19 protein-coding genes and 1 tRNA gene are annotated in these 25,851 nt (G+C 66.0%); 11 read left to right on the plus strand and 9 right to left on the minus strand.

Going from position 1 to position 25,851, the window contains the following annotated elements:
• Nucleotides 1-390: 390 nt before the first annotated feature.
• The 3 genes from AAHM44_RS19710 to AAHM44_RS19720 form a co-directional block, all read right to left on the minus strand.
• Entirely contained in the window at nt 391-915 is a 525-nt protein-coding gene (locus tag AAHM44_RS19710; protein WP_269575179.1) for a YbjN domain-containing protein, read from the minus strand.
• Between the two features lie 115 nt (nt 916-1,030).
• On the minus strand, nt 1,031-1,543 hold the full coding sequence (locus AAHM44_RS19715; protein ID WP_269575178.1) for a YbjN domain-containing protein: 513 nt from the start codon (nt 1,541-1,543) through the stop codon (nt 1,031-1,033).
• A gap of 84 nt (nt 1,544-1,627) precedes the next feature.
• On the minus strand, nt 1,628-1,975 hold the full coding sequence (locus tag AAHM44_RS19720) for a VOC family protein (RefSeq protein WP_269575177.1): 348 nt from the start codon (nt 1,973-1,975) through the stop codon (nt 1,628-1,630).
• Nucleotides 1,976-2,027: 52 nt separating this feature from the next.
• Here AAHM44_RS19720 and AAHM44_RS19725 point away from each other — a divergent pair, with 52 nt between their 5' ends.
• Complete coding sequence (locus tag AAHM44_RS19725) at nt 2,028-3,098, plus strand: PA0069 family radical SAM protein (protein ID WP_184166692.1); 1,071 nt, start codon at nt 2,028-2,030, stop codon at nt 3,096-3,098.
• Between the two features lie 3 nt (nt 3,099-3,101).
• Here AAHM44_RS19725 and AAHM44_RS19730 read toward each other — a convergent pair whose 3' ends face one another.
• Nucleotides 3,102-5,201, minus strand: a complete 2,100-nt coding sequence (locus AAHM44_RS19730) for a GDSL-type esterase/lipase family protein (protein WP_342251051.1) — start codon at nt 5,199-5,201, stop codon at nt 3,102-3,104.
• Between the two features lie 308 nt (nt 5,202-5,509).
• Here AAHM44_RS19730 and AAHM44_RS19735 point away from each other — a divergent pair, with 308 nt between their 5' ends.
• Entirely contained in the window at nt 5,510-8,119 is a 2,610-nt protein-coding gene (locus AAHM44_RS19735; protein WP_342251052.1) for a M1 family metallopeptidase, read from the plus strand.
• A 35-nt stretch (nt 8,120-8,154) separates the two neighbouring features.
• Here the strand turns inward: AAHM44_RS19735 and AAHM44_RS19740 are convergent, their stop codons facing one another.
• The 3 genes from AAHM44_RS19740 to dnaE all read right to left on the minus strand — a co-directional run bounded on the left by AAHM44_RS19740 (nt 8,155) and on the right by dnaE (nt 14,855).
• Complete coding sequence (locus AAHM44_RS19740; RefSeq protein ID WP_342251053.1) at nt 8,155-9,594, minus strand: hypothetical protein; 1,440 nt, start codon at nt 9,592-9,594, stop codon at nt 8,155-8,157.
• Between the two features lie 61 nt (nt 9,595-9,655).
• The gene (locus AAHM44_RS19745; RefSeq protein ID WP_269575174.1) at nt 9,656-11,248 is read right to left on the minus strand and encodes a long-chain fatty acid--CoA ligase; all 1,593 of its coding nucleotides are present in this window, start codon (nt 11,246-11,248) and stop codon (nt 9,656-9,658) included.
• Between the two features lie 133 nt (nt 11,249-11,381).
• Nucleotides 11,382-14,855, minus strand: coding sequence for a DNA polymerase III subunit alpha (gene dnaE / locus AAHM44_RS19750; protein ID WP_269575173.1), 3,474 nt, complete (start codon nt 14,853-14,855; stop codon nt 11,382-11,384).
• Between the two features lie 120 nt (nt 14,856-14,975).
• On the opposite strand from dnaE, the gene AAHM44_RS19755 reads away from it, so the two are divergent.
• Genes AAHM44_RS19755 through AAHM44_RS19765 form a run of 3 tightly spaced genes read left to right on the plus strand, consistent with a single transcriptional unit; the run spans nt 14,976 to nt 16,081 of the window.
• Complete coding sequence (locus AAHM44_RS19755; protein ID WP_342251054.1) at nt 14,976-15,152, plus strand: hypothetical protein; 177 nt, start codon at nt 14,976-14,978, stop codon at nt 15,150-15,152.
• 13 nt (nt 15,153-15,165) lie between these two features.
• Complete coding sequence (locus AAHM44_RS19760) at nt 15,166-15,651, plus strand: hypothetical protein (protein ID WP_269575172.1); 486 nt, start codon at nt 15,166-15,168, stop codon at nt 15,649-15,651.
• Nucleotide 15,652: 1 nt separating this feature from the next.
• Nucleotides 15,653-16,081 carry a hypothetical protein gene (locus AAHM44_RS19765; protein ID WP_269575171.1) on the plus strand — a complete coding sequence of 143 codons (429 nt, stop codon included), beginning with the start codon at nt 15,653-15,655 and terminating at the stop codon, nt 16,079-16,081.
• A 91-nt stretch (nt 16,082-16,172) separates the two neighbouring features.
• Here AAHM44_RS19765 and AAHM44_RS19770 read toward each other — a convergent pair whose 3' ends face one another.
• Together AAHM44_RS19770 and AAHM44_RS19775 are read right to left on the minus strand one after the other, a co-directional pair.
• Nucleotides 16,173-17,243, minus strand: a complete 1,071-nt coding sequence (locus AAHM44_RS19770; RefSeq protein WP_342251055.1) for an FtsW/RodA/SpoVE family cell cycle protein — start codon at nt 17,241-17,243, stop codon at nt 16,173-16,175.
• Entirely contained in the window at nt 17,240-17,539 is a 300-nt protein-coding gene (locus tag AAHM44_RS19775; RefSeq protein WP_342251056.1) for a PadR family transcriptional regulator, read from the minus strand. Before AAHM44_RS19775 ends, AAHM44_RS19770 begins: the two co-directional genes overlap by 4 nt.
• A gap of 164 nt (nt 17,540-17,703) precedes the next feature.
• Here AAHM44_RS19775 and gyrA point away from each other — a divergent pair, with 164 nt between their 5' ends.
• The 6 genes from gyrA (at nt 17,704) to AAHM44_RS19805 (ending at nt 25,850) form a co-directional block, all read left to right on the plus strand.
• The gene (gene gyrA / locus AAHM44_RS19780; RefSeq protein ID WP_269576441.1) at nt 17,704-20,472 is read left to right on the plus strand and encodes a DNA gyrase subunit A; all 2,769 of its coding nucleotides are present in this window, start codon (nt 17,704-17,706) and stop codon (nt 20,470-20,472) included.
• Between the two features lie 109 nt (nt 20,473-20,581).
• On the plus strand, nt 20,582-20,929 hold the full coding sequence (locus AAHM44_RS19785) for a DUF952 domain-containing protein (protein ID WP_269575168.1): 348 nt from the start codon (nt 20,582-20,584) through the stop codon (nt 20,927-20,929).
• A 186-nt stretch (nt 20,930-21,115) separates the two neighbouring features.
• Nucleotides 21,116-21,190, plus strand: a tRNA-Glu gene (locus AAHM44_RS19790).
• 383 nt (nt 21,191-21,573) lie between these two features.
• A complete protein-coding gene (locus AAHM44_RS19795; RefSeq protein WP_342251057.1) occupies nt 21,574-22,161 on the plus strand; it encodes an RNA polymerase sigma factor in 588 nt (195 codons plus the stop codon).
• Nucleotides 22,158-23,195, plus strand: coding sequence for a FecR family protein (locus AAHM44_RS19800; protein ID WP_342251058.1), 1,038 nt, complete (start codon nt 22,158-22,160; stop codon nt 23,193-23,195). Before AAHM44_RS19795 ends, AAHM44_RS19800 begins: the two co-directional genes overlap by 4 nt.
• Nucleotides 23,196-23,276: 81 nt before the next feature.
• On the plus strand, nt 23,277-25,850 hold the full coding sequence (locus AAHM44_RS19805; RefSeq protein WP_342251059.1) for a TonB-dependent receptor: 2,574 nt from the start codon (nt 23,277-23,279) through the stop codon (nt 25,848-25,850).
• Nucleotide 25,851 lies beyond the last annotated feature (1 nt).

Raw genomic sequence — 25,851 nt, forward strand, 5'->3', positions numbered from 1 at the left:
CGGCGCGCGCGGCCCCCCGCCCCCCCCCCCGGGGAACCGCAATGCAAGCCGCTCGCGTCACCCGCCACTTCGCCCCGCTCCCCTCATCCCCCCGCAGGCGAGGATCCAGGGTAGTTCGGGACTCGCATGGAAATCAGCCGCACAGCCACCGGAAAGGTCAGCCCGAGCCCCGCCCGGGGATGACGATGGAATCAGCGCATCCCCGCAGTTCCCCGGCGAAGGCCGGGGCCCAGTCTCGGCGCACTATCGATGGCGCAGGAGCCTCTCGAACTTCGTTGCAACTGGGCCCCGGCCTTCGCCGGGGAACGGGAAACCAGGACTGATCCTTCCCCAACCCCTCCGTGCAAGCGACGCGAGCAGGAAGGCCGCGCCGGAGAATTTCGCGCAGCTCTATTTCTTGGGCGCCGCCGGTGGATTCAGCTCCGCCTTGAAGAAGTCCCTCACTTCCTCCAGCTGGTTCGTCCACCACGCCAGGACATCGCTGAAATTGCGCTGGTTGAGCCCGCCGACCATTGCCACGTCATAGGCGAAGCCCAGTTGGCCATCGGCATGGACCGACGCCTGGAGGAAGCGCTTGCCGGCATTCCACTTGTTGGCAAAGGCCGGCGTGTTCTCCGGCGCCTTCGCGAACAGCGCCTCGAAGCGCAGCGAATCGCAATTCACGTGCTGCTTGTCGCAGCCATAGAAGAAGACGTTGAAGCGAAAGACGCCCTGACCCTCGATCATCGGATCGCCGTCCCTGTCGGCGGACATCTTGGGCTTGAAACCCGCCTTCTCCATCGCCGCGAGCACGGTCTGTGGCGCGTTGGCGCAGACCAGGTCCTTGGCGCAAGGGGGCTGGCCTGCCGTCTGCGCCGCGACCGGCATCGTCCAGCCACCGGCCAGCACCGCCGCCGCGATCATCAAATTGCGCATCGATCCCCCCTCGTTGCTCCCATTCCGATCGTTCCGGTCCAGGCCCGCCGCCGCGCACTCGCTGACAGCATGCCCGCGGCAGGACCGCCGCGCGTCGTCACGCGCGGGCAGTCCTTCACTTCTTCTGCGCGAACGCCCCTTCCTCGTCGTCCATGAAGGTGAACAAATCCCCGGTCATCGACGACCACCAGTCGATCACATCGGCGAAATTGGCGTAGGTCGTCTTGCCGATGCTGGTGACGTCCATCCAGGTCGACAGGTCGCCGTCCTTGTCGATGACGATGCGCAGGAAGCGCTTCTTGGCGTTCCAGCGATTGGCCATCTCGACCGAGTACCAGGGCTTCTTCTTGTACCAGGAGAAGAACTGCATCGAAGTGCAGCCCTTGGCCGATTTGCAATCGTAGAACTCGATCGTGAAGGACGAGCCGTTGGCGGCGCTCTGGATGAAGGGGTCGCCGCTGTCGGCATGCGTCTTCAGCTCGGCCTTGTAGCCTTCGCTCTGGAGCAGCTTGGCCACTTCCTCGGGCCGCGAGATGTCGACCAGCCGGTCCGGATCGCCCTTCTGCGCCATTGCCGGCGCCGCCCACAGGCCGGCCGCCAGTGCGGCCGCGATCAACATCCCACGCATACAATCCCCCCTGCGTTGGCGAAGAATGGGGTGCTTCGCCCTGACTTTATCGAGCTACCCTAACACGGCGCAGGCGTTCGGCAATCATTCCGCGTCCGGCTCGTTCACGAACACGCCCAGCCCGTTCCCTGCGGGATCGCGGAAGTGGAAGCGGCGGCCGCCGGGGAAGCTGAAGATCGGCACGACGATCTCGCCGCCCGCCGCCGTCACCGCCTCCAGCGCGGCCTCCAGGTCCTGCACCTCGATGATCGGCAGCAGCTGCTCAATCACATGGTCGGTGCTGCCGTTGATGCCCAGGTCGGTGTCGCCGGTGGTGGTCGCGGCATAGTCCGGGCCGAAGTCGGTGAACTGCCAGTCGAACGCCTTGGCGTAGAAATCGCGGGTGCCGGCGACGTCCTTCGCGGGCAGTTCGAGATAGCTGATCCGTGCCATGAAATCCTCCAATGTTCTTGCTATGTTCTGATGCCGCGCCTAACTTCTGTCAATGGCAAAGAGTCGGCCGGTGCGCGGCGCCACCCTCAACGAGGCGAGCAGCCGCTTCAACCTCCCCGGGCGCGAGGCGGACGGGGACTGGCTCGACGCGCGCGCGGATCTGGACGACGCCCCGCCCCCGCTGCGCACCACGGTAACGGTCGAGCGGGCGCGGACGATCATCACCCGCAACCAGTCGCCCGACATTTCCTTCGATCGCTCGATCAACCCCTATCGCGGCTGCGAGCATGGCTGCATCTATTGCTTCGCGCGGCCGACCCACGCCTATCTCGACCTGTCGCCGGGGCTGGATTTCGAGAGCCGGCTGTTCGCCAAGCCCGATGCGCCGGCGCTGCTGCGCGCCGAGCTCGGCAAGCGCGGCTATGTCTGCCGGCCGATCGCCTTCGGGACCAACACCGACCCCTATCAGCCGATCGAGGCGGAGTGGCGGATCACGCGCGGCTGCATCGAGGTGCTGGCCGAGCATGACCATCCGCTGACGATCACCACCAAGTCCAACCGGGTGACGCGCGACCTCGACATCCTGGCGCCGATGGCGGCGAAGGGGCTGGCGGCGGTGATGGTCTCGGTCACCTCGCTCGATCCCAGGATAGCGATGACCGTCGAGCCGCGCGCGCCGCATCCGGAGAAGCGCCTGCAGGCGGTGCGGCAGCTTGCCGATGCCGGGGTGCCGGTGTTCGTCTCGCTGTCGCCGGTGATCCCGCACGTCACCGACCACGAGCTCGAGCATATCCTGGAGCGGGCGGCGGCGGCGGGGGCGCGGACGGCCTTCTTCCTGCCGGTGCGGCTGCCGCACGAGGTCTCGCCGCTGTTCCGCGCCTGGCTTGATGCGCATTTCCCCGATCGTGCGGGCAAGGTGATGGCGACGATCCAGTCGATCCGCGGCGGCAAGGACAACGACCCCAATTTCCACACCCGCTTCCGCGGCCACGGCCCCTGGGCCGAGCTGCTGCGCACGCGGTTCCGGATGGCGGCGAGGCGCTACGGGCTAGACCAGCAAGTGCTGCGGCTGCGGACCGACCTGTTCAGGCCGCCGAGCGGTCCGCAGGGGGAGCTGTTCTGAGCGCTATTTGCACATCGTATCGAGCGGAAACAGTTGCGGCGCCTTGGGCAGTTCGAATCCCTTGCCTGTCGCGACCTGCTCAAAATTCTGGGGTTGCGGCGGCAGTGCCGGGTTCATGTCCGCGGCATAATAGGGATCGCGCTGGGCTTCCTCGATCGACACGAAGCGATAGCCCTTCTCGCGGTACAGGGCGATCAGCCTGGGCATCATGTGCGCATCGAACGCACCCAGGTGCATCAGCAGCACATAGGGCACGTCGCGGCCGTACAGCTTCCGGGCCAGCTCGCGCGAGCGATCGGCCTGGACCGATGCGGCGCCGAGCCAGGCATGCTCTATGGCGAGGATGGCGTCGCTGTCGCCCTTGGCGATGCAGCGGGGATAGGCGTTGTTATAGGCCCAGTCCGAGAAATCCATGGTCACCGCGGCGACCTTGTAGCCCTTGCCGGCCAGCAGCTTGCGGATGCGGGCGCGGCGTTCCGGATCGGCACTGGCTTCGGACAGGAAGGGATAGCGGAACCAGTGCCAGTCGCTGGTGCCGGCCCTGGCCTTCAGGATCGGCTCGTTCTTCTCGAGCTCGGCGAGGAATTGCTGGTCGGTCAGGTCGTTCAGATTGGCGTGGCTCCAGCCATGGTTCCCCAGCGCCAGCCCGGCAGCCCGCCACTTGTCGAGCACCGGAGCGGAGGCGGGCTCGTTGGTGAGCTGGATGCCGTTGAGGAACCCTATGGCCGGCGCCCCACCGGCCTTGAGCGCGGCGATGATCTGCTCGGCAATGCCGATGCGGGTATATCCCTGGGGCAGCGGCGCATGCGCGGTGAGGTCGTCGAAGGTGAAGGCGATCATCGGCGCCGGGGTGGAAGGCGCGGCAGGCACCCTCCCCTTGTCGGTCACCTTGGCCGACAGCAGTGACAGGGGCACCGCATCCGCCATCGCCTGGTATCCGGCGACGGAAGGGTGGAGCCCATCATTGTCATAGGCCTTGAGGAGCTTCGTCGGTGCAGCAGGGTCGCGCATCGCCGCGTCGAAATCGATCACCCCGTCGAAGTTGCCGGGGGTACGGATCCAGGCATTGACCGCGGCACGATCGGCCTCGTTCTGGGCATCGGGGTGATAATAGCCCGAACCGCCATAGGGCGTGATCGTCGCTCCGATCACCTTGATTCCCTGCGCACGGGCCCGCGCGACCATCTGGCGATAGGCGCCGATCATCCCCTCGACCAGCGCGGCATGCGCCTCGGGCGTCGCCGGGGCATCGCGGGTCAGCGTGCCGAGATCGTTGACGCCCTCGAAGATCACGAGATGGGTGACGCCCGGATAGCTGAGCACCTCCCGATCGAACCGCGCCATCGCATTGGGGCCGAGCCCGTCATTGAGCAGCCGGTTGCCGCCGATCCCGGCATTGAGCACCGCCATGTCCGCCAGCGCCGGGTTGGCGCGCAGGCGGAGCTGCAGCGCGTCGGTCCAGCGGGCGTTGCTGTTGGTCGGTACGCCGTACCCGTCGGTAATCGAGTCGCCGAGGATCACCACCGCCGACGCCTTGGGCGAAGCCACCTCGATCGCGCCGATCTGGAACCAGCGATCGACCTTCTTCGCGTCCGCCAGATCGGCGTCACGGCTATGATCGCCGTGCAGATAATAGCTCGTCGCGCGCGCGCCAGGATGCCCTGTCTGCTGCATCGGCGCCTCAGGTAGATAGAGCGTGATCGCAAGATCCGCCCCAGCCTTCACAGGCAAGTCGAAGGGATCGGACCAATAGTCCGCCCCCGCGGGGATGGTGACACTCTTGGCCCCGCCAAAGGTAAGCGAGGCCAGGCTGGCGGCGTCGATCCGCGCCGAGGCGAGGTCAGCGCTCCGCGCTATCGTGGCCGCACCGATCCGCAGCGGCTGGGTGCCATAGGCATTGGTCAGGCGGACACGGAGCTTCTGTCCGGCAATCTGGACGCGAGCGATCTGGCGAAGCGTCGCGTCCTTCAGATCCTCGGCAGGGAGTGCATTGTTGCCCGGGATCATCTGGGACGTCGCCCATGCCGTTACCCAGCGCTCGCCCGGCGGTGCCGCGGCGCCCAGCAACAGGACCAGCGCCGCAAGGCGCGCGATCAGCCCCATATCCCTCTCCCTAGTCCATCATTATGATAGCGCTACCATAGCTACCCCATACCAAGGCGCAATGGCGATCTTCTCGGGAACGAGCGGATAAAAAATGGCCACCGCAATGGGTGGCCTGAGAAGGATAAGACCGGACGGCGGAAAGAGGGATCCAACGCCGCCCGGAGATCCGAAGATCTGAAGGGACAATATCCCTTTTTCGCACACTGACACATTACGGAAACATACAGTAGCCGAAACTACCTAACACGCCGATTGCGCTGCTTCGGCCGCAGGCCTAGGCCATCGCCAGACCACAAGGATACTCCATGCGCGCGCTTGCCTTTGCTTTCGCTCTCACGCTTCCCGCCATCGCCTATGCCCAGGACGCCCAGCCTACCGGCAAGCTGCCGGACACGGTAACGCCCCTCGCCTATCGGCTCGACCTCACCATCATTCCGGAAAAGCCGCGCTTCAGCGGCCATACCGAGATCGATGTGAAGCTGAATAAGGCAGCGCAGACAGTCTGGATGCACGGGCGCAACCTGAACGTCACCAAGGCGGTGGCGCTGGTCGGCGGCCGGGAAGTGCCGTTCACCTTCACTCAGAAGAGCCCCTATGGCCTTGCCCAGATCGATTTCGGCAAGACCGTGCAGCCCGGCAAGATCACGCTGAAGTTCGATTATGACGCGGCGTTCGGCGGCGGCGCCTCGGGGCCCTATCGCATCAACGTGGCAGGCGAGTGGTACAGCTGGACCCAGTTCGAGTCGATCGATGCCCGCGCGGCCTTCCCGGGCTTTGACGAGCCGGGGTTCAAGACACCCTTCACCGTATCGCTCACCACCAAGCCGGGCTTCGTCGCGCTGACCAATGCACCGGAGACGGGCAAGGCAACCAAGGTGGGCGAGCTGGTCAAGCATCGCTTCATCGCCACCAAGCCGCTGCCGACCTATCTGGTCGCCTTCGTCGTCGGCCCGTTCGAGACCGTGGGCACCAAGGTCGCGCCGACGCCCCAGCGCAAGACCCCGCTGCCGCTGCGCATCGTCGGCACCAAGCCCTACAAGGACGAGATGCAGTTCGCGCTCGACAATTCGGGCCCGATCGTCGCGCTGCTGGAGAAGTATTTCGGCCAGCCCTTCCCCTTCCCCAAGCTCGACCAGATCGGCTCGCCGGTGATGCCGGGCGCGATGGAGAATGCGGGCGCCGACATCTATGGCGACGGCATCCTGTTCGTCGACGAGAGCGACGCCACTTCGCGCAAGCAGACCTTCGGCATGGTCGTGGCGCACGAGCTGTCGCACCAGTGGTTCGGCGATCTCGTCACGCCGGCCTGGTGGGACGATATCTGGCTGAACGAGAGCTTCGCCAACTGGATGGGCTACCGGATCGGCAATGAATGGCGCCCGGACCTCGACATCGGCGTCGATGCCATTTCCGAGGGCTTCGACGCGATGGACCTCGATGCGCTCGTCGCCGGCCGGCCGATCCACCAGAAGATCACCAATGACGCCGATATCGACGCGGCGTTCGACCAGATAACCTATGGCAAGGGCGGCCAGGTCGTCGGCATGATCGCCGCCTATATGGGCGACGACAAGTTCAAGGCCGGCGTCCGCCTCCACATGTCGCGCTATAAGTACGGCAATGCCAGCACCGAGCAGTTCTTCGGCTCGCTCGCCGATGCCGCGCATGACCCGCGCGTGCTCGCGTCGCTCAAGAGCTTCGTCGACCAGCAGGGCGTGCCGGTGGTCACCTTCCACCGCCAGAACGGCATCCTCACCGCCAGCCAGCAGCGCTTCGCCTATTTCGGCACCAATGCGCCCGCCGAGCAGTGGATCGTGCCGGTCTGCGTCCGCCAGGGCGAGACCAAGAACTGTACCCTGCTCGACAAGCCGAGCGCGCCGATCGTCGCCAATGGCACCGGCACGCTGGTGCCCAATGCCGGCGGCTGGGGCTATTATCGCTTCGATCTGGACCCGGCGGACTGGGATTCCCTGATCACCGCTGCACCGACGCTGCCGACCGGCGAGGCGCTGGCGCTCGACGACAGCCTTTGGGCCAGCTTCTATGCCGGCAAGGCGAAGACCGCGCAGCTGGTCTCCCTCGCCCGCTCGATGGCCGCCCATCCCAAGACCAAGATGCAGCTCGACAACGGCACCCGCCTCGCCGGCCTGCGCGAGCGCGGGCTGATCGGTGCGGCCGCCCAGCCCGCCTATCGCAAGCTGTTCGTCGACATCTACGGCCCAATGCTCGCCAGGATCGGCTTCGACCCCAAGGCCGGCGCGCATGAGGGCGACAATGCCGACACCGCCGAACTGCGCGAGCAGCTGGTCGGTTTCGTCGCCGACAACGGCCATGACGCAGCGCTGCGCGCGAAGCTGAGCGCTGCCGCCGATGCCTGGCTGGCGGGCGACGCCAAGGCGCTCGACAGCGATTACGCGCCGCTCGCGCTGGCGGTGACGGTGCAGGATCGCGGCGTGCCCTTCGCCAGGACGCTTGCGGAGACGGCACTGGCCGGCAAGACGCCGGGCCTGCGCCAGGCCGCGTTCCGCGCGATCGCCTCCTCGGGCAACGCCGATGTCGCGAAATGGTATTTCACCGAGTTCAGCGACGCGCGCTACACCCCGCGCGAGCGGCTGTTCGCGGCGGCGACCTTCATGAACGATGCCGACACCCGCGATGCCGCGCTCGACTATATGCTCGCCCATTTCGACGAGTTCGCGAAGCTCACCGGCGGCGGCGGCATCTTCTCGGGCCGCTCGGCACAGATGTTCAAGTCGCAGTGCAGCCTTGCCGCGGCCGACACGGTCGATGCCAAGCTGCGGGCGGAGGGCGGCAGCACCTTGTCGCTCGATCGCGCGGTCGAAGGCATCCGCAACTGCGCCCGCTTCAAGGACGCGAAGGCGGGTGAAGTCACCGCCGCCTTTGCCGGGATGTAACGATCCAGCCTCCTCCCCGCCCCCCGGGGAGGAGGTCAGGACAAGATCAGCCGTCCGTCCTTGCGGGTGAAGGCGACACCCGTCGCTTCGAACAGCCCGGCCAGGAAGGCGGCAGGATCGTCCACGCCCTTGTCGAGATACTCGCGGACCTTTGCGGTCAACGCCGGATCGCTCGCCGCCGCGAAGGCCGCCAGCCAGTCGGCCTGATCGACCTTCCCATCCGCCCGATTGGCATCGATCAGCCCGCGGATCCAGGTGAAGGCATCGGCATTGGGATCGCGCTTCCGCGCCGCCGCTTCCGCCGCGAGCAGCAGCGTAGCCCCGCAGGCATAGTTGGTGCGCATGTCGCCCCGTGCCGAAGCACCCGACAGCGGTAGTCCGGGGCCATTGTTCTTGATGCAATCGTCGACTTCGCGCTGCAGTTCCCCGCGCGCATCATAGCCGGGCACCAGCTGCTGGAGCGCGCGGATTGCCAGCACATCGGCCGTGCCTTCGGTGATCCAGGCATCAGCGCGGCGCTCATAGCTGACTGTCTGCCCCATCCAGAAATGCGCGCTTTCATGGCCGATGAACCAGCGCAGCTTCGACAGGCCAGCGGGCGAGGAATCCGCCGTCTTCGTCCCGCTGATCCGCATCACCACGGTACCTTCAAGTACGCTGCCGCCATAGGACTGGCCAGGCATGTCCGCGCCGCCCCAGGCAACCAGCGCCATCGGTCGGCCGGAAGCATTGGGCCCGAGCCGGTCGCGATAGAGCGCGAACAGGCGCGGGGTGAAATCGTTGAGCTCGGTGCGGATCCATGCCGGCAGGCCGGGATCGAGGATACCGGCAAACGCCGCAGTCTCAATCGGCCGGGCCGGGCCCGAATAGGCATAGGCGCCCGCCCCTTCGAAATCGCCTCGTGCCTGGTCCGGGGTCGTCATGCCCTTGTAGAGCAAAGTCCCGCCCGGATTGGCGATGGCCAGCGTGCCGCGCGGGTTCTCGATCTTCAGGTCGTTGAGGTCCGAGGGCAGCGCCGCGGCATCGGCCGCCGCCTTGAGCGGCACCAGCCCGTAATGCGCGTCATAGACGGCAACGCCACCGTCCGAGAACAGCAGGTACGGCGTGTAGTCGGCCTTGAGCGACTGGCCATAGGGCCTGATCCGGATGCGGACGCGCTGCAGCATCCCCTTGCCGGCGGCGAGCACATCGTAATTGCCTTGCCGCTCCAACCGCACGCCCGGCGTCTCCACCGTCCAGCTGTCGAGCCGCCAAGAAGCGCCGTCGAGCTTGGGGAAGGAGCGCAGGAAAAACCATGCCGGGGCCTTGCGGCGGAAGCGATAGTCGAGAACCCAGCTGCCATCCCTCTGGCGGGTAAGCGTCGCGTCGAAATCCGCCCTGGTCGTGGCGACCGGATACATAGCCGGTTTCGCAACCGCAGGGGCCGCGAGCAACATCAGGGCGCCCGCCATGCCCAGCAGGATCTTACGCTTCACAAGTCCCTCCACCCTGGTGTGTTATTATTACACCACACCAGATGGAAGGAGTCACCCGAAATCAGGCGGCCGCCAGCTTGAAGTCCTTGTACTGCGCCCGGATCGCGGTCTTGAGCAGCTTTCCGGTGGCGGTGTGCGGCAGGCCCTCGACGAAATGGACCTCGTCGGGCAGCCACCATTTGGCCACCTGGCTCGCGAGATGCGCCTGCACCTGCTCGGCGGTCACGTCGCTGCCCGGCTTGCGGACGACCAGCAGGATCGGCCGCTCCTCCCATTTCGGGTGATAGACCCCGATCGCCGCCGCCTCCGCCACACCCGCGCAGCCGACCGCCGCATTCTCCAGGTCGACAGAGCTGATCCACTCGCCGCCGGACTTGATGACGTCCTTGGCGCGATCGGTGATCTGCATGGTGCCGTCCGGATGCAGCACAGAGACGTCGCCGGTGTCGAACCAGTTATCGGGATCGACCGCGGATTCATCCGCCTTGAAATAGCGCTCGACGATCCACGGACCGCGCACCTGGAGCCGGCCCGAGCTCTTGCCGTCGCGCGGCTGCACATTGCCCTCGTCATCGACCACGCGCAGCTCGACGCCGTACGGCACCTTGCCCTGCTTGCAGACCTGGTCGACCTGCTCCTCGAAGCTGAGATCGTCCCAGTTCCACGAAGGCGCACCCATCGTGCCGATAGGCGAGGTCTCGGTCATGCCCCAGGCGTGATTGACGCGGATGCCCATCTTCATCAGCCGCTCGATCATCGCGCGCGGCGCGGCCGATCCGCCGATGGTCACGATCTTGAGGTGCTTCGGTTCCTCGCCGGTCGCGTCCATATGCTGGAACATCGCGAACCAGACGGTGGGCACGCCGGCGGTGTGGGTCACCTTCTCGCGGTTCATCAGGTCGCACAGCACCAGCGGGTCGTTGACCGCCGAGAAGACGAACTTGATCCCGGCAGCCGCGCCGGCCCAGGGCAGGCCCCAGCCGACCGCGTGGAACATCGGCACGATCGGCATCGCCACGGCCCGCGCCGACAGGTCGAACACGTCGGGCTGCATCTCGGCGATCGCATGGATCACGCTGGAGCGGTGGGTATAGACCACGCCCTTGGGATTGCCGGTTGTGCCGCTGGTATAGCAGATCATGCAGGGCTCGCGCTCGTCGCCCTTCACCCAGTCGTAATTGCCGTCCTCGGCCGCGAGCAGCGCCTCGAAGCCGTCCGGCCCGTCGCTGTCGAAGCAGTAATAATGCTCGATCGTCGTCCATTGCGGCTTCAGCTTCTCGACCAAAGGCGCGAAGGCGCGGTCGTAGAACAACACCTTGTCCTCGGCATGGTTGGCGATGAAGGCGAGCTGGTCCTCGAACAGGCGCGGATTGATCGTATGGATCAGCCCGCCCATGCCGGCGGTGCCATACCAGGCGACGAGGTGGCGGCCATGGTTCATCGCCAGCGTGGCGACGCGGTCGCCCCTCTTCACCCCGAGCCGTTCCAGTGCCTGGGCGAGCTTGCGGCTGTCACGGGCGATGCCGGCCCAGGTGGTCCGCGTCTCGCTGCCGTCGGCCCAGCGGGTGACAATCTCCCGCCCCCAATGCTCGCGCGCGGCGTGATCGAGCAGCGTGGTAACGCGCAGCTCGAAATCCTGCATTCCACCCAGCATCCTGGCTCTCCATACCGATTTTTCGATAGCGTAACCTGCGGATGGCGCGGGTGTCGAGAGCGGGGCGTGTAAGGAAGGGTTTCGCCCCTCCGTCAGCCAATTCCCCTCCCTGGAAGGGAGGGGCGTTTCAGGGCTAAGCCGCCTCGGCCAGCTTCGCCGCCGCGCTCTTCAGCGTTGCCCAGCGGATGCCAGGGACATTCTCGATCTTCTGGCGCAGTTCGCCATCAAGCCGGAAGTCGCGGCCCAGCACGATATCCGCCGTGCCGCCCGGAATGCCGACATGCACGACGACTTCGCCGCGCCCGCCACGCTGATCGCTGATGATGCCCGCGAGGATCGCGACCGCATGAACATCGTCGATGGTCACGTCGAGCACCAGCCTTGCCGTGTTGGCAAGGCTCTCGATGCTCTGGACGCGCTTGATCGAAACGCGCGGCGTATCTTCGCCGGCGCGCTTGTCGAGCTCCACCGTCAGCACCGCGCAACCGCCTTCGCGGGCGCAGCGCTCGAGATCGGGGACGGCGCTGTCCTCGAAGCAGCTGGCGATGGTCTGGGCCGACTTGTCCGAGATCGACGCCATCACGTAGCGATTGCCGCGCGCCGAGGTGCGGGGACGGCAATCCTCGACCAGCACCGCAAGCGTGGCGCCCACGCGCGTGCCGGGCGGCACGTCCACCTCGTTCAGCGACACGATATCGATCGCGCCGAAAGTCCTGGCGAGGTGCTGGAAACGATCGAGCGGATGCGCCTGGAAATAGAAGCCAAAGGCTTCCCGCTCATACCCGGTCCGGTCGGAGGTCGACCAATAGACATCATCGGCAACGCGGATCTCGTCGCCGGCAGGCTTGGTGAGCATATCGAAGGACGCCTGGAAGCTGTTCCGCTCCCCATGCGAGCGCTGGCAGACCGCCATGATGAGCTCAGCCGCGCCATAGACGCCGGCCCGATTGTCGTTGATCGAATCGAAAGCGCCCGAGGCAGCCAGGGTTTCGAGCTGCCGCTTGTTGATCAGCTGCGGATTGGTGCGCAGCGCGAAGTCGTCGAGCGACTTGTAGACCCCGCGCTCCTCGCGATCGCGCACCAGCTCTTCCATCGCGCCTTCGCCCACGCCCTTGAGCGCGCCGAGCGCATAGCGGACCGCCAGCCCCTCCTCGGTCTTCTCGACGAAGAAATCGGCCTGGCTGCGATTGATGTCGGGTGACAGGTAGCTGATCCCGAGCCGCTTCATGTCATCGACGAAGATCGCCAGCTTGTCGGTCTGGTGGATGTCGTACGCCATCGACGCGGCGAAGAATTCGTGCGGATGATGCGCCTTGAGCCACGCCGTCTGATAGGCGAGCAGCGCGTATGCGGCCGCGTGCGACTTGTTGAAGCCGTAGCCGGCAAACTTGTCGATCAAGTCGAACAGCTCGTTGGCCTTGGCCGGCTTGATGCCGTTATGCTCGGCGCAGCCCTTCACGAAGGTCTCGCGCTGGGCATCCATCTCCGCCTTGATCTTCTTGCCCATCGCGCGACGCAACATGTCTGCGCCACCGAGCGAATAGCCGGCCAGGATCTGGGCGGCCTGCATCACCTGCTCCTGATAGACGAAAATCCCGTAGGTCTCGTTCAGGATCGGCTCGAGCAGGTCGTGCGGATAGATGATCTCCTCGCGCCCGGCCTTGCGGTGGCCGAAGCTCGGGATGTTGTCCATCGGGCCCGGGCGGTAGAGCGACACGAGCGCGATGATGTCGCCGAAGTTCGTCGGACGCACCGCGGTCAGCGTGCGCCGCATGCCTTCCGATTCCAGCTGGAACACGCCGACCGTGTCGCCGCGCTGGAGCAGGTCATAGACTTCGGTGTCGTCCCAGGGCAGCGCATCGAGATCCACGTCGAGCCCGCGATCGGCGAGCAGCTCCACCGCCTTCTTGAGCACCGACAGCGTCTTGAGACCGAGAAAGTCGAACTTCACCAAGCCGGCGCCTTCGACATATTTCATGTCGAACTGGGTCACCGGCATGTCCGACCGCGGATCGCGATAGAGCGGGACGAGCTGCGACAGCGGCCGGTCGCCAATCACCACGCCGGCGGCGTGCGTCGACGAATGGCTCGGCAGCCCCTCCAGCCGCATCGAGAGATCGACGAGGTACTTGATCTCTTTGTGGTTGTTATACTCGGCCAGGAACTCGCCGACGCCGTTCAGCGTGCGCTCGAGCGTCCAGGGATCCGTCGGGTGGTTCGGGATCTGCTTGGCCAGCCGGTCGATCTGGCCATAGCTCATCTGCAGCACGCGGCCGACGTTCTTGACCACCGCGCGCGCCTTCATCGTACCGAAGGTGATGATCTGCGCGACGTGATCGGCGCCGTATTTCTGCTGGACGTAGCGGATCACTTCGCCACGCCTTGTTTCGCAGAAGTCGATGTCGAAGTCGGGCATCGAGACGCGTTCCGGGTTCAGGAAGCGCTCGAAGAGCAGGCCGAGCTTGAGCGGGTCGAGATCGGTGATGGTCAGCGCCCAGGCGACCGCCGAGCCTGCGCCCGAACCACGGCCCGGCCCCACCGGAATGTCGTGCGCCTTCGCCCATTGGATGAAGTCGGCAACGATCAGGAAATAGCCCGGGAAGCCCATCTGGATGATGATGTCGAGCTCGAACTGGAGCCGTTCGTTATACGCTTTGCGTTCTTCCGGATCGGTGATCCCGGCCTTCTCAAAGCGCTTTTCCAGCCCCTGCCAGCTGAGATCGCGCAATGCCTGGGCCTCGCCCTCACGGTCGCCGGCAAGGCTGGGCAGGATCGGCTTGCGCTTGGGCGCGGTACAGGCGCAGCGCTGGGCGATGACGAGCGTATTCGCGATGGCCTCGGGCAGGTCCGAGAACAGGCTTTTCATCTCGTTCGCCGGCTTGATCCAGGCGTCGGGCGAGGAACGCGGGCGATCGTCGGTCGCGATGTATGAGCTGTTGGCGATGCACAGCATCGCATCATGCGCTTCGTGGAAGGTCGGCTCGGCGAAGCAGCTTGGGTTGGTGGCGACCAGCGGCAGGTTCCGGTCATAGGCCAGGTCGAGCAGCCTGGGCTCCGCCCTGCCCTCGATCTCGTCCAGGCGCCGGACGATCTCGATATAGAGCCGGTCGCCGAACAGCGACTCGAGTCGGCTGGCATAATAGGCAGCCGCGCTGTCCTGCTGCTCGGCATAGAGCCGCGCCAGCGCACCCTCGCGCCCCGCGGTCAGGCAGATCAGGCCGTCGGTACGCCCTTCGAGCGCGTCGAAGGGGATATGCGCCTCTTCCTCGAGCGGGCGATCGAGGTGCGCCATCGAGACGAGATCGCACAGGTTGAGATAGCCGGCATCGTCCTGCGCATAGAGCGCCAGCCAGTCGATCGGCGCCGCGACTCCGTCGGGCATGTTCGGGCGCTTGACCGCGAGCAGCGTGCCGATGATCGGCTGGATGCCCGACTTCATCGCCGCATCGCCGAAGCTCATCGAGGCATAGAGGCCATTGCGATCGGCCACCGCGATCGCCGGAAAGCCCAGTTCTTTCGCCCGCTTGGGGATCGCCTTGGGTTCGATCGCGCCCTCCAGCATGGTGAAGGACGAGAAGACCCGAAGCGGAACGAAGCCGGAATGCATCGCCCGATATTAGGGGGCCGCCCTCCGTGGCGCTACCCGTGGGGAGCGTTTTCCACAATTTTCAAGCGTTTGGGCTCAGGATTCTTCCCTACGCGCGGACTCGGACGGGTGCTCTCCTGAATGGAAGCCCGCGCCGGGCTGGTTCAGAACATAGTTAATGGCAGTAAACATTTCGTCGATGGAACGGAACGGTTCATCGGCGGATCAGAATTGGGCGGTATTATGGCAACTATAAGGCAAGCAGAGAAACCCAATGAGGTTTCAGTGACTTACCAGCATGAAAACCCTGTTTTCTGACGAGTCGAAACCCATGAATGCTCTTTACCATGGTAGCGAACTTTGCGAGGTCGATGCGGACGGAAACGTCGCCATCCCGGCCTTTCTCGAAGCCGCCCTCACCCCCGAAACCAGCCCCGAGATCATCGTCGCCAAGCATCAGGGCGACAGCTGCCTGGTCGGCTATGGCCGCGAGCATCTCGCCACCCTTGCCGAGCGCGCCGAGCGCCGCCGGCTGGCGGAGGAAGCCCGGGGCGAGGAAGCCCGCAGCCACTATCACCGCATGCGCGGCACTTTCGGCCTTTCCGAGCGGATGAAGCGCGAAGGCAAGGGCCTTCGCATCCCCGCGGCGATGCGCCATCTCGGCCGCATCGACGACCTGGCGTTGTTCGTCGGCGCCGGAGACAGCTTCGAAATCTGGAACCCCGCGCTCGCGCTCGAAAGTGACGACGAGCATTTCCGCGCCCTGGCCGAATTCCGGCTGCGGACCCGCGGCACCAAGTCCAAGGGAGTGCATTGAGATGAGTATCCGCTGCAACATGATGGGCCACACCGCCGGCACGACCCATCACCACAACCAGGGCCTCGATTTCGCGACCTGCCACCATTGCGGCTGCGACCTGATCCGCCCGGACGGTGGCGAGTGGAGCGAAGTACCCGAGGGCTTCCAGGTGGTGTGGCGCGAATTCGGCCGGACCGGCGACGCCGCCTCGGTCGCCGAGCGGATGGCCCGCATGGCGCCCCCACCCCGCCGCCGCGAAGCGCGCAACGCTCGCCCCAAGCCGCGCCGTGATGCGCGCGGTCGCCCTTTCTCGGCAGGTTTCGGCATGGTCGGCGCGCTCGCCAATCTCGGCAAACTGGTCGGCAGTGATGTCGAAGACGACACCACCGGTATCGAGGCCAGCGGCCAGTATGTCATCCGCCTGCCGCACACCGGCACGACCCATTAAGGACCGCGCTTCCGCGTAGCGTACCGGTAGTACGCGCGGTCCCGGACCCGGTGGCGGGGTGCACCTCCTCCCGCCCCGCCACCGGCCTCTCTCATGCGACGTTGGTGCGCAACACCTCCCGTCCCATACCGCGCCTGGCCTTGCGCGCTACCGGATCGGCGGCACCCAGAACTCCGGACAGGCCAGCAAGGCACAGCAGGTAGCCGACAATGGCACTGCCGCCATAGCCGACAAGCGGCGTCGGATAATTGCCCATGGCCGCCGCCAGGATGATTGCCAGCCATACTCCGCCAAATGCCGCTAAGCCGGGATCACGCCGCCACCCCGCGAGCGCCGGCACCAGCAGAAGCGCCGATCCCGCGAGCACCATCATGCCGGCAAGCGGATGGAGGTCGAATGCCGTGAAAAGGATCTGATCGACATAGGGCATCGCCGGCTGAACATCGGGCTGCAGCATCGCGACGACAAAGCCGATCATGACCACGGACAATGCCACAAGGACATTTCGCTCGGGCCGGACCAACGCAAGCGCGGCCAGTCCGGCCGCCAGCGCCCCGGCCATGGCACGATCGGGCTGCAGGGCCAGCGCGAGTGTCGCGGCCACTACGCCGAGGCCGGACAGTCGATCCCGTACGCGCGCAAAGCCGATCACCAGCACCGGGACGAGAATCAGGCTCGGCTGGATGCCTAGCCCTCCGATCGATACCCAGCGTGTCGCCCCGTCATGGGAAACGCCGACCAGAGTGGTCGCAAGGAGCACCAGCCCGAGCGCGAGCACCACGGGGCCGGTGCCCAGCCAGCGAGTCTGCGGCAGATGGGTGACGATCCCGACCGCCAGGAAACCGATCGCCAGCGCCGTCAGATTGCGGAGCGGATACCCAAGCGGCGCCCCGCCGATCATCATATAGCCGATGCCAAGTCCGGTCGCGCCAATCGCGCAGAGCCCTATCAATCGCCTCGCCGTCATCCGCCCCTCTCCCATGTGAACTCGCAACGCTTCGCCAGCAGCGCCCCAGAGGCAACCAAGGGCAAAGCGCAACGCTTCGCCCGACTGCTCAATCTCCGCCGTTTCCCGGCGCATCGCCTCGCCCCAGTGGCTCAGCCGTGCCGGGAGCAGCGCCGCGGCGAGATCGGCCAATGCGGTCGCCAGCGGCCGGATCATGCCCGGTTCTCCGCCAGACCGGGCGCGCCATCGCGCAGCAGTTCGATAGCGAAGGCCCGCCCTTCCGCAGTCAAGCGATAGGCATGACGCGCCGGGCGCCCGGGCTCGCTCGGCGGCTGCCATTGCGCCTCCAGATGTCCTTTCTCCCCCAGCCGGATCAGCAGCGGATAGAGCGTGCCCGATTTGATCCCGGCGGCCCGCCCCAGCGAATAGCCATGCGACCAGTCCGCCCCGGCATCGAGCAGGATGGCGAGGACGTTGCGGGCAGCGGGTGAAAGCGCTCGATTTCGGACCATACGCAATAAATCTACCTAGGTAGATTTAGAGTCAATCCCCCGCCCAATGAAGTTATCCACCGGTTTCTCACGCGTACGCGCACGCGCGCGGGCGGGGTTGGCAGGATGCATCGGCACCGCTAGAGCCGTAGGCCACACTCAAGAACCCGAAAGCGGTGAACACTTTGACCGACGAGACCATCCTCGCCGAAGACCCCTCCGACATCACGCCGATCTCGATCGTCGATGAAATGAAGACGAGCTACCTCGATTACGCGATGAGCGTGATCGTGGCGCGCGCGCTCCCCGACGTTCGCGATGGCCTGAAGCCCGTCCACCGCCGCATCCTCTACGCCGCGCAGGAAGGCGGCTATGTCGCCGGCCGCGCCTATCGCAAGTCGGCCCGCCTGGTCGGTGACGTGATGGGTAAGTACCACCCGCACGGCGACAGCTCGATCTATGACGCGATGGCGCGCATGGCCCAGGACTGGGCGATGCGGGTGCCGCTGATCGACGGCCAGGGCAATTTCGGCTCGATGGATCCCGATCCGCCCGCCGCGATGCGTTACACGGAGGCGCGCCTTGCCAAGGTCGCCTCGGCGCTGCTCGACGATATCGAGAAGGACACGGTCGACTTCGTCCCGAACTATGACGGGTCCGAGAGCGAGCCGGCGGTCCTCCCCGCGCGCTTCCCCAATCTGCTGGTCAACGGTGCCGGCGGCATCGCGGTCGGCATGGCGACCAATATCCCGCCACACAATCTCGGCGAAGTGATCGACGCCTGCCTCGAGCACATCAAGGCGATGCTCGGCCAGCGCGAGGTGCTGACGCTCGAGGAGCTGATGGAAATCGTCCCCGGTCCGGACTTCCCGACCGGCGCGCTGATCCTCGGCCGCACGGGCTGCCGCAACGCCTATTCGACCGGCCGCGGCTCGATCATGGTCCGTTCGCGCCACGAGTTCGAGCAGCGCGGCGATCGCCGCTCGATCGTGCTCACCGAGATCCCGTACCAGCAGGGCAAGAACGCACTGGTCGAGAAGATCGCCGAGGCCGCCAAGGACAAGCGCATCGAAGGCGTGAGCGACATCCGCGACGAATCGTCGCGCGAAGGCGTCCGCATCGTCATCGACCTCAAGCGCGATGCGACCCCCGAGGTCGTCCTCAACCAAGTCTGGCGGAACACCCCTGCCCAGTCGAGCTTCCCGGCCAATATGCTCGCGATCCGCGGCGGCCGCCCGGAACTGCTCAACCTGCAGGACATCATCGAGGCCTTCGTCAAGTTCCGCGAGGAGGTCATCACCCGCCGCTCGAAGTTCGAGCTGGCCAAGGCCCGCGAGCGCGCGCACATCTTGCTCGGCCTGGTGATCGCGGTCACCAACCTCGATGAGGTGGTTAAGATCATCCGCGGTTCGTCGAGCCCGGCGGACGCACGCGACAAGCTGCTCGCACGCGAATGGCCGATCGCGGAGATCGCCCAGTACATCAAGCTGGTCGAGGCAGTCGAAACCGAAGTCACCGGCGACATCTATCGCCTGTCGGACGCTCAGGTCCGCGCGATCCTCGATCTGCGCCTGCATCGCCTGACCGCGCTCGGCCGTGACGAGATCGGCGACGAGCTAAAGGAACTGGCCGACTCGATCGCCGAGCTGCTCGAGATCCTCGGCAACCGCGCCAAGCTCTATGAAGTGATGGTCGAGGAGCTGACCACGGTCCGCGCCCTTTATGCCACCCCGCGCCGCACCGAGATCGCCCCCGCCGCCGACGGCATCGAGGACGAGGACCTGATCGAGCGCGAGGACATGGTCGTCACCGTGACCGTGCAGGGCTATATCAAGCGCACCAGCCTCGACAGCTTCCGTGCGCAGAACCGTGGCGGCAAGGGTCGCGCCGGCATGGCGACCAAGGACGAGGATGCCGTCACCGAGCTGTTCGTCACTTCGACGCACACCCCGGTGCTGTTCTTCTCGACCCTCGGCAAGGTCTATCGCATGAAGGTCTGGAAGCTGCCCGAGGGCGGCCCGGCCACCCGCGGACGGCCGATGATCAACATCCTGCCGCTGGCGGCGGGCGAGACCATCTCCACCGTGCTCCCGCTTCCCGAGGACGAGAGCGAGTGGGCGAACCTCCATGTGATGTTCGCCACCGCCAAGGGCTCGGCACGCCGCAATGCGATGGACGCGTTCAACAACGTGCCCTCGAACGGCAAGATCGCGATGAAGTTCGAAGGCGAGGACGCTGACGATCGCCTGATCGGCGTGGCGCTGCTGGAGGAAGGCGACGACGTGCTGCTCGCCACCCGCCAGGGCCGGGCGATCCGCTTCGCCGCCGATGACGTCCGCGAATTCCAGAGCCGCAACTCCACCGGCGTGCGCGGCATGAAGCTGGCCGAGGGCGACGAGGTCATTTCGCTGTCGATCCTCCACCGCGTCGGCACCACCAGCGAGGAGCGCGAGACCTATCTCCGCTTCGCGCCGTGGAAAGCCGAGAAGGAAGGCCAGCCCGATCTGGCGCCCGAGCGCTTCGACGAGCTCAAGGACCGCGAGCAGTTCATCCTCACCGTCTGCGCCAATGGCTATGGCAAGCTGAGCTCGGCCTATGAGTATCGGCGTACCGGCCGTGGCGGCCAGGGCATCACCAACATCGACAATATCGGCCGTAACGGCCCGGTGGTGGCGAGCTTCCCGGCGAGCAAGGGGCACCAGCTGATGCTGGTCACCGACCAGGCCAAGATGATCCGCATGTCGCTGGGCGACCTGCGCGTGATCGGCCGCGGATCGGCGGGCGTGCGCCTGTTCAACGTGGCGGACAACGAGCATGTCGTTTCCGCCGCGCGGATCGAAGAAAGCGAAGGCGATGCCGAGGCGGAGCTGGGTGACGGCCCGACCATCGGCGAAGCCACGCCGGACGGCACCACGAGCGAGGATCTCGCCCGTGGTCCGGAGGATGGGCAGTAAGACAGCTGGTCCCCGGCGAAAGCCGGGGACGCAGGGACAAGCAGGATATCGCAAAGCAACCCTGGGCCCCGGCTTTCGCCAGGGAGCCGGAAGCACCAGGAGACGCGCCATGCCCGACAACACCGCCTATAAGATCCTCACCGCCGAGCAGATGCACGTCCTGGAGCAGGAGGGTGTGTTCGAGGGTGCACCGATCGACTTGGCTGACGGCTATATTCACCTCTCCACCGCCGCGCAGGTCGAGGAGACGCTGGACAAGCATTTCGCCGGCCAGACCGGCCTGTGGCTCGCCGCAGTCGATCTCGAAGCTATGGGCGATGCGGTGCAGTGGGAGCCGTCGCGCGGCGGCCAGTTGTTCCCGCACCTCTACGCGCCGCTGCCGCTCGATGTCGTGACGGCCTATAGCCAGGTCGCGTACGAGCCGGACGGCACGCTGCGCCTGCCTGTCACCGGCTAGTCCGCCGGCAGCACCGAGGCGCTCGGCGGCAATAGCGGATACCAAGGAAATACCTCTCTCCGCCTGCTACTCGCAGCCGGTGCCCGGCCGGGCCTGCCACCGAAAAGCCAAGGCGAAATATTATTCCGCTTTGGTGCTTGACGGCTCAGCCACCTACCCGTAATTGCCCGCTTCCGCAGCGCTAACGGCCCCTTCGTCTAGCGGTCAGGACGTCGCCCTCTCACGGCGAAAACACGAGTTCGATTCTCGTAGGGGTCACCAGCGTTTTCAAGCGCTTAGCTTGAGAAATTCGGTTGCAAAATGCAACACGCCTAGTTCTCGTCTATACGCGGACAGAAACTGTCGGGTTACGCCGGATTTGGCCGCGCGATTCGCCTTCTTCGCTGGTCAGGCTACCGGTTCAGGCACCGATGCAGAGGGATCGTTTGCCAAAGCTCTAGCCAGGCGACGAAACACGACATCTACCTGACCGTCAGCACTCACGTTGCTGATTTCCCTCCGCCAATCAATCGAACCTGCCTCGCGGACCGTTGACAGTGCCCTCGATGGGGGCCCTCGGCGCTAGCTTCCGCAACAGAACGCGACAATGGCGGAATTGCCCTCAGATCAGTTTCATCGGGCGTAGCAACCGCCTTCACCGATGATTGCTTAACGAAAATCACTTCCGCCCGTTTCGCATTCTCGCCGGCCGCGCGTTATTGATCTTGGAGGACGTGCAGCCATTGACCCGACGGGCGCGACAGGAATTGACGGATGACGACCGGCGACTGCGCCGCGCCCTGATCGCTTTCTTCGCGCGTCGGGTCGCGACGCCGGCTGAAGCGGAGGACCTGTCCCAGGAAGTCTTCATCCGCATCGTGCGCGCGCCGCGTGGCGTCGCGCCGATGCCCGATGCCTATATCTTCCGGATCGCCGCCAACCTGCTGCGCGACAAGGGGCGCCGCGACAAGGTGCGCGCCGGCTATCGAGAGGCGCGTGCGCTTGACGATTTTCTCGGGATCGATCCCCTTGATCCGCACCGCGTCGCCGAGGGGCGGGAAGACCTTGCCCGCGTCGCCCGCGCGATCGCGGAATTGCCCGACAAGACCCGAAGGATCTTCACGCTGTACCGCATCGAGTCCATCGACAAGCACAGCATTGCCGAGAGCTTCGGCTTGTCGGTGCGCATGGTCGAGATCCATGTCCAGCGCGCGCTGGTGGCGCTGAGCGCCTCGATCGAGGAACGGCGATGAGCGGACAGGAGGCAGGGAATGCGCGCGAGCGGGCCGCAGCATGGCTGATGCGGCTGCAGGACGGGCCGATGACTCTGGAGGAGGAGCTCGAGCTGGAGCTTTGGCTCGAGGCGGCTCCGCACAACCGCGCGGCGCTGACCGCGCTTGCTCGCGCGTGGCGGCTGGCAGGGGAAGCGGCGGACCTGCCCATGCTGGTTTCCGCGCGTGCCGACGCATTGACCGCGCTCAGCAAGGCCAGCCCGCATGCGCCGTCGCCGCATCGCCGCCGCGCCTATTACGCCGTGGCGGCGATCGCCGCCTGTCTGTTGCTGGTCGTCATGGTGGTCATCCATCTCCAGGGCCGCGGCGAGACCTACCGGACTGCGATCGGCGAGCGGCGCATCATCGCGCTAGCCGACGGCTCACGGCTCTCGCTCGATGCCGCGAGCGCGGTCGAGGTTCGTTATGATGGCGAGCGCCGGGCGCTTCGCCTGCTTTCCGGGCGTGCACGGTTCGAAGTCGCCAAGGATCCGCGGCGTCCCTTCACCGTCAGCGCCGGGGACCGCATGGTCGTCGCCACCGGCACGGCGTTCAGCGTCGAGTTGTTGCGCGCGGAGACGCGCGTGGTCCTCTACGAAGGATCGGTCGCGGTGCTGGAGGACGGGCCGGCGAACCAGGCGCCCCGGCATGTGATGCTGCAAGGAAAGGCGTCCGCCCCGGCGGAACGGGCGCTTGTCCCGAACACCGCGCTGGTCATCCCGGCATCGCCCAAGGCGCTTGCCCGGCTCGAAGGGGTGGATGGCGTGCGAAGCGCGTCGTGGGAACAGGGGCAGCTGGTTTTCTCGGACGAACCGCTGGGCGTCGCCATCGAACGGATCAATCGCTATTCCGCGACCAAGCTATCGACCGACGGCCCCGCGACCGCCGCTCTGCCGGTCAGTGGCACTTTCAATGCGGGCGACACCGATGCGTTCGTGGATGGTGTCGCCACGCTCTACGGGCTGCGCCGGCGTCAGGACGGCGACGCGATCCTTCTGGGCCCGGCCAGGCGCTAGCCATTTCGCGATCCGGGGGCTCGTGCGTTTTTCCTCGCAAGGCTCCCGATCATGCGGAGGAGCGGCACAGGGGGAATTTCGATGAAGAACGTGACTGCGCTGCTGGGCGCCGCAACCGCCGTGATCGTGCTGTCCGCGCCGGTGGCCCCAGTCTGGGCACAGGCCCGGACCAGCTATCGGCTCGACATCCCCGCCCAGGACATGGAGTCGGCCCTCAAGGCTCTCGCGGCTGCAACCCGCGAGCAGATCATCTTCCGCAGCGACGTGGTGCGCGGGAAGCGAAGCAATGCCCTGAGCGGGGCCTATACGGCGGAAGGCGCAGTTGCCGCGCTGATCCGCGGTGCGGGGTTGAGCGTCTCGCGAAGCCCGCGCGGCGTGTTCGTGGTGGTGGCCGCGTCGTCCAGCGCGCAGCAGGCAACGTCCGATCCCGAAGAGGCCGCGCCCTCCGGGGAAATCGTCGTCACGGGAACCCATATCGCCGGCGCGCAGGTCGCCTCGCCGCTTGTGCGGATCGAGCAGCGCCAGATGCGCGAGGCCGGCCAGCGCGACCTGGGCGACGTGATCCGCAGCCTCCCCAGCAACTATAATGGCGGGCAGAATCCCGGCGCGCGCTTCCAGGCCGGCACGAGCAGCAACACCAATGCCTCCGGATCCTCGGCGCTCAACCTGCGCGGCTTGGGGCCCGACGCCAGCCTGACGCTGCTGAACGGCCGCCGGCTTCCCTATGACGGCACCGCGCAGGGCGTCGATCTGTCGGCCATTCCGCTCGATGCCGTGGCGGAGCTGCAGGTCATGCCCGACGGCGCATCGGCCCTCTACGGCTCGGACGCGGTCGGCGGCGTCGCCAACATCATTCTCAAGCGCGATTTCTCGGGCGCTACGGCCTCGGCCCGGCTGGGCAGCTCGACCGATGGCGGCGGGTTCGAGCAGGAATATGGCGTGGTCGGCGGCGGCCGCTGGGGGAGCGGCGGCGTGCTGGTCGCGCTGCAATATGACCATCAGGACGCGGTGCGATCGGACCAGCGCGACTATACGCGCTATGTCGTCGGCCCGAACACGCTGCTCGATGCGCACAAGCATTTCAGCGGGCTGGTCACCGCGCACCAGGACATCACCGACAGCCTGACCTTCGACATCGACGGGCTCTACAGCTGGCGGCACAGCGAGGGCGCCGAATATTCCACTGCGGACTTCGCCGCGACGACGCGCTTCAGCAACGAGAACTACTCGATCTCGCCCCGGCTGACCTTGCGCCTGCCGAGCGACTGGTCGGCCTCACTGAGCGCTTCCTATGGAGCCAACAAGACGACGCGCTTCGACGATTATATCGACAAGGTCAGCGGCGAGAATGACGGCGGCAGCAGCATCTACGACAATTACGCCTATGGCGGCGAGCTGGAGGCTGAAGGGCGGCTGTTCACCCTGCCCGGCGGCGACGTCCGCCTGGCGGTGGGTGGCGGCTATCGCTTCAACCATCTGCGCGTCTATGCGGCGACCAACGCAGTGCCGACCGGCGACGGGCGCGGCAACTATTATGGCTATGGCGAGCTCTCGGTGCCCCTGGTTTCGCCGGCGAATGCCGTACCGCTGATCAATCGGCTGAGCTTTACCGCAGCGCTTCGCCATGAGGAATATGACCGGTTCGGCGGCGTCACCACGCCGAAGCTCGGCCTGGTCTATGCGCCGGTGCCCGATTTCGATCTCAAGCTCTCCTGGGGGCGCTCGTTCAAGGCACCGACGCTGCGCAACGAGTTTCAGCTGTTCAGCGTCGTGCTACAGCCCTCCTCCTATTATGGCGGCAATTACCCCAGCGGCTCGACCATCCTGTTCACCTCGGGCGGCAATCGCGACCTGAAGCCCGAGCGCGCCCGCACCCTGTCGTCCACGCTCGACCTGCATCCCCGCGGCCTGCCCGGATTGAAGCTCTCCGCGACCTATTTCGACATCGATTATACCGACCGGGTCGTCCAGCCGGTCAGCAACGCCACGCTGAAAGTACTCGACAATCCGGCACTGCAGGAATTCATCGACTATGCGCCGACTCAGGCGCAGCAGGCCGCGGTGATCGCCCGCGATTACAACGGCCTCGGCAACTATACCGGCACGCCCTATAATCCGGCCAAAGTTGTGGCGATCGTTCGCAACCAGCTGGTCAACGCAGCGCGCCAACGCATCCGCGGCGTCGATCTGAACGGCAGCTACCGGATCCCGATCGGCGCGGACGACCTGACGCTCTCCGGCCAGGCGAGCTGGCTGCGCAGCAACCAGCGCAATACCGCCGGCGCGCCGCTCACCCAGCTTGCCGGCACCAACTTCAACCCGCCGCGCTTCCGCGCGCGCGGCGGCGCCACCGGCCATTTCGGGCCGCTCACCGCAGCGCTGTTCGGCAACTATACCGGCCCGATCACCGACCTGAACGTCGCTCCGCCCGTGCAGCGCGGTGACATGACGACGTTCGACCTGTCGCTGATGTGGAAGGCGCCCGCCGCCCAGGGCCTGCTCAAGGGTTTCGAGATCGGGCTGTACGTCAACAACCTGACCAATGCGCGGCCGCCCTATCTCGAGCCGTTCGACGACACCACGATCAACTATGACTCGACCAACTATTCGCCGCTCGGCCGCTTCGTCAGCGTCTCGCTGCGCAAGGCGTGGTGAG

It is taken from the genome of Sphingomonas sp. OTU376, assembly GCF_038440415.1.
GTDB lineage: Bacteria > Pseudomonadota > Alphaproteobacteria > Sphingomonadales > Sphingomonadaceae > Sphingomonas > Sphingomonas kyeonggiensis_A.

Coding starts and splice junctions, on each gene's coding strand:
- dnaE (WP_269575173.1), bottom strand. CDS start 14,855: ATGCATTCCGGCTTCGTTCCGCTTCGGGTCTTCTCGTCCTTCACCATG.
- AAHM44_RS19715 (WP_269575178.1), bottom strand. CDS start 1,543: ATGCGTGGGATGTTGATCGCGGCCGCACTGGCGGCCGGCCTGTGGGCG.
- AAHM44_RS19720 (WP_269575177.1), bottom strand. CDS start 1,975: ATGGCACGGATCAGCTATCTCGAACTGCCCGCGAAGGACGTCGCCGGC.
- AAHM44_RS19730 (WP_342251051.1), bottom strand. CDS start 5,201: ATGGGGCTGATCGCGCGCCTTGCGGCGCTGGTCCTGTTGCTGGGCGCC.
- AAHM44_RS19745 (WP_269575174.1), bottom strand. CDS start 11,248: ATGCTGGGTGGAATGCAGGATTTCGAGCTGCGCGTTACCACGCTGCTC.
- AAHM44_RS19755 (WP_342251054.1), top strand. CDS start 14,976: ATGGAAGCCCGCGCCGGGCTGGTTCAGAACATAGTTAATGGCAGTAAA.
- AAHM44_RS19800 (WP_342251058.1), top strand. CDS start 22,158: ATGAGCGGACAGGAGGCAGGGAATGCGCGCGAGCGGGCCGCAGCATGG.
- AAHM44_RS19785 (WP_269575168.1), top strand. CDS start 20,582: ATGCCCGACAACACCGCCTATAAGATCCTCACCGCCGAGCAGATGCAC.
- AAHM44_RS19775 (WP_342251056.1), bottom strand. CDS start 17,539: ATGGTCCGAAATCGAGCGCTTTCACCCGCTGCCCGCAACGTCCTCGCC.
- AAHM44_RS19770 (WP_342251055.1), bottom strand. CDS start 17,243: ATGATCCGGCCGCTGGCGACCGCATTGGCCGATCTCGCCGCGGCGCTG.
- AAHM44_RS19710 (WP_269575179.1), bottom strand. CDS start 915: ATGCGCAATTTGATGATCGCGGCGGCGGTGCTGGCCGGTGGCTGGACG.
- AAHM44_RS19735 (WP_342251052.1), top strand. CDS start 5,510: ATGCGCGCGCTTGCCTTTGCTTTCGCTCTCACGCTTCCCGCCATCGCC.
- AAHM44_RS19725 (WP_184166692.1), top strand. CDS start 2,028: ATGGCAAAGAGTCGGCCGGTGCGCGGCGCCACCCTCAACGAGGCGAGC.
- AAHM44_RS19765 (WP_269575171.1), top strand. CDS start 15,653: ATGAGTATCCGCTGCAACATGATGGGCCACACCGCCGGCACGACCCAT.
- AAHM44_RS19805 (WP_342251059.1), top strand. CDS start 23,277: ATGAAGAACGTGACTGCGCTGCTGGGCGCCGCAACCGCCGTGATCGTG.
- AAHM44_RS19760 (WP_269575172.1), top strand. CDS start 15,166: ATGAATGCTCTTTACCATGGTAGCGAACTTTGCGAGGTCGATGCGGAC.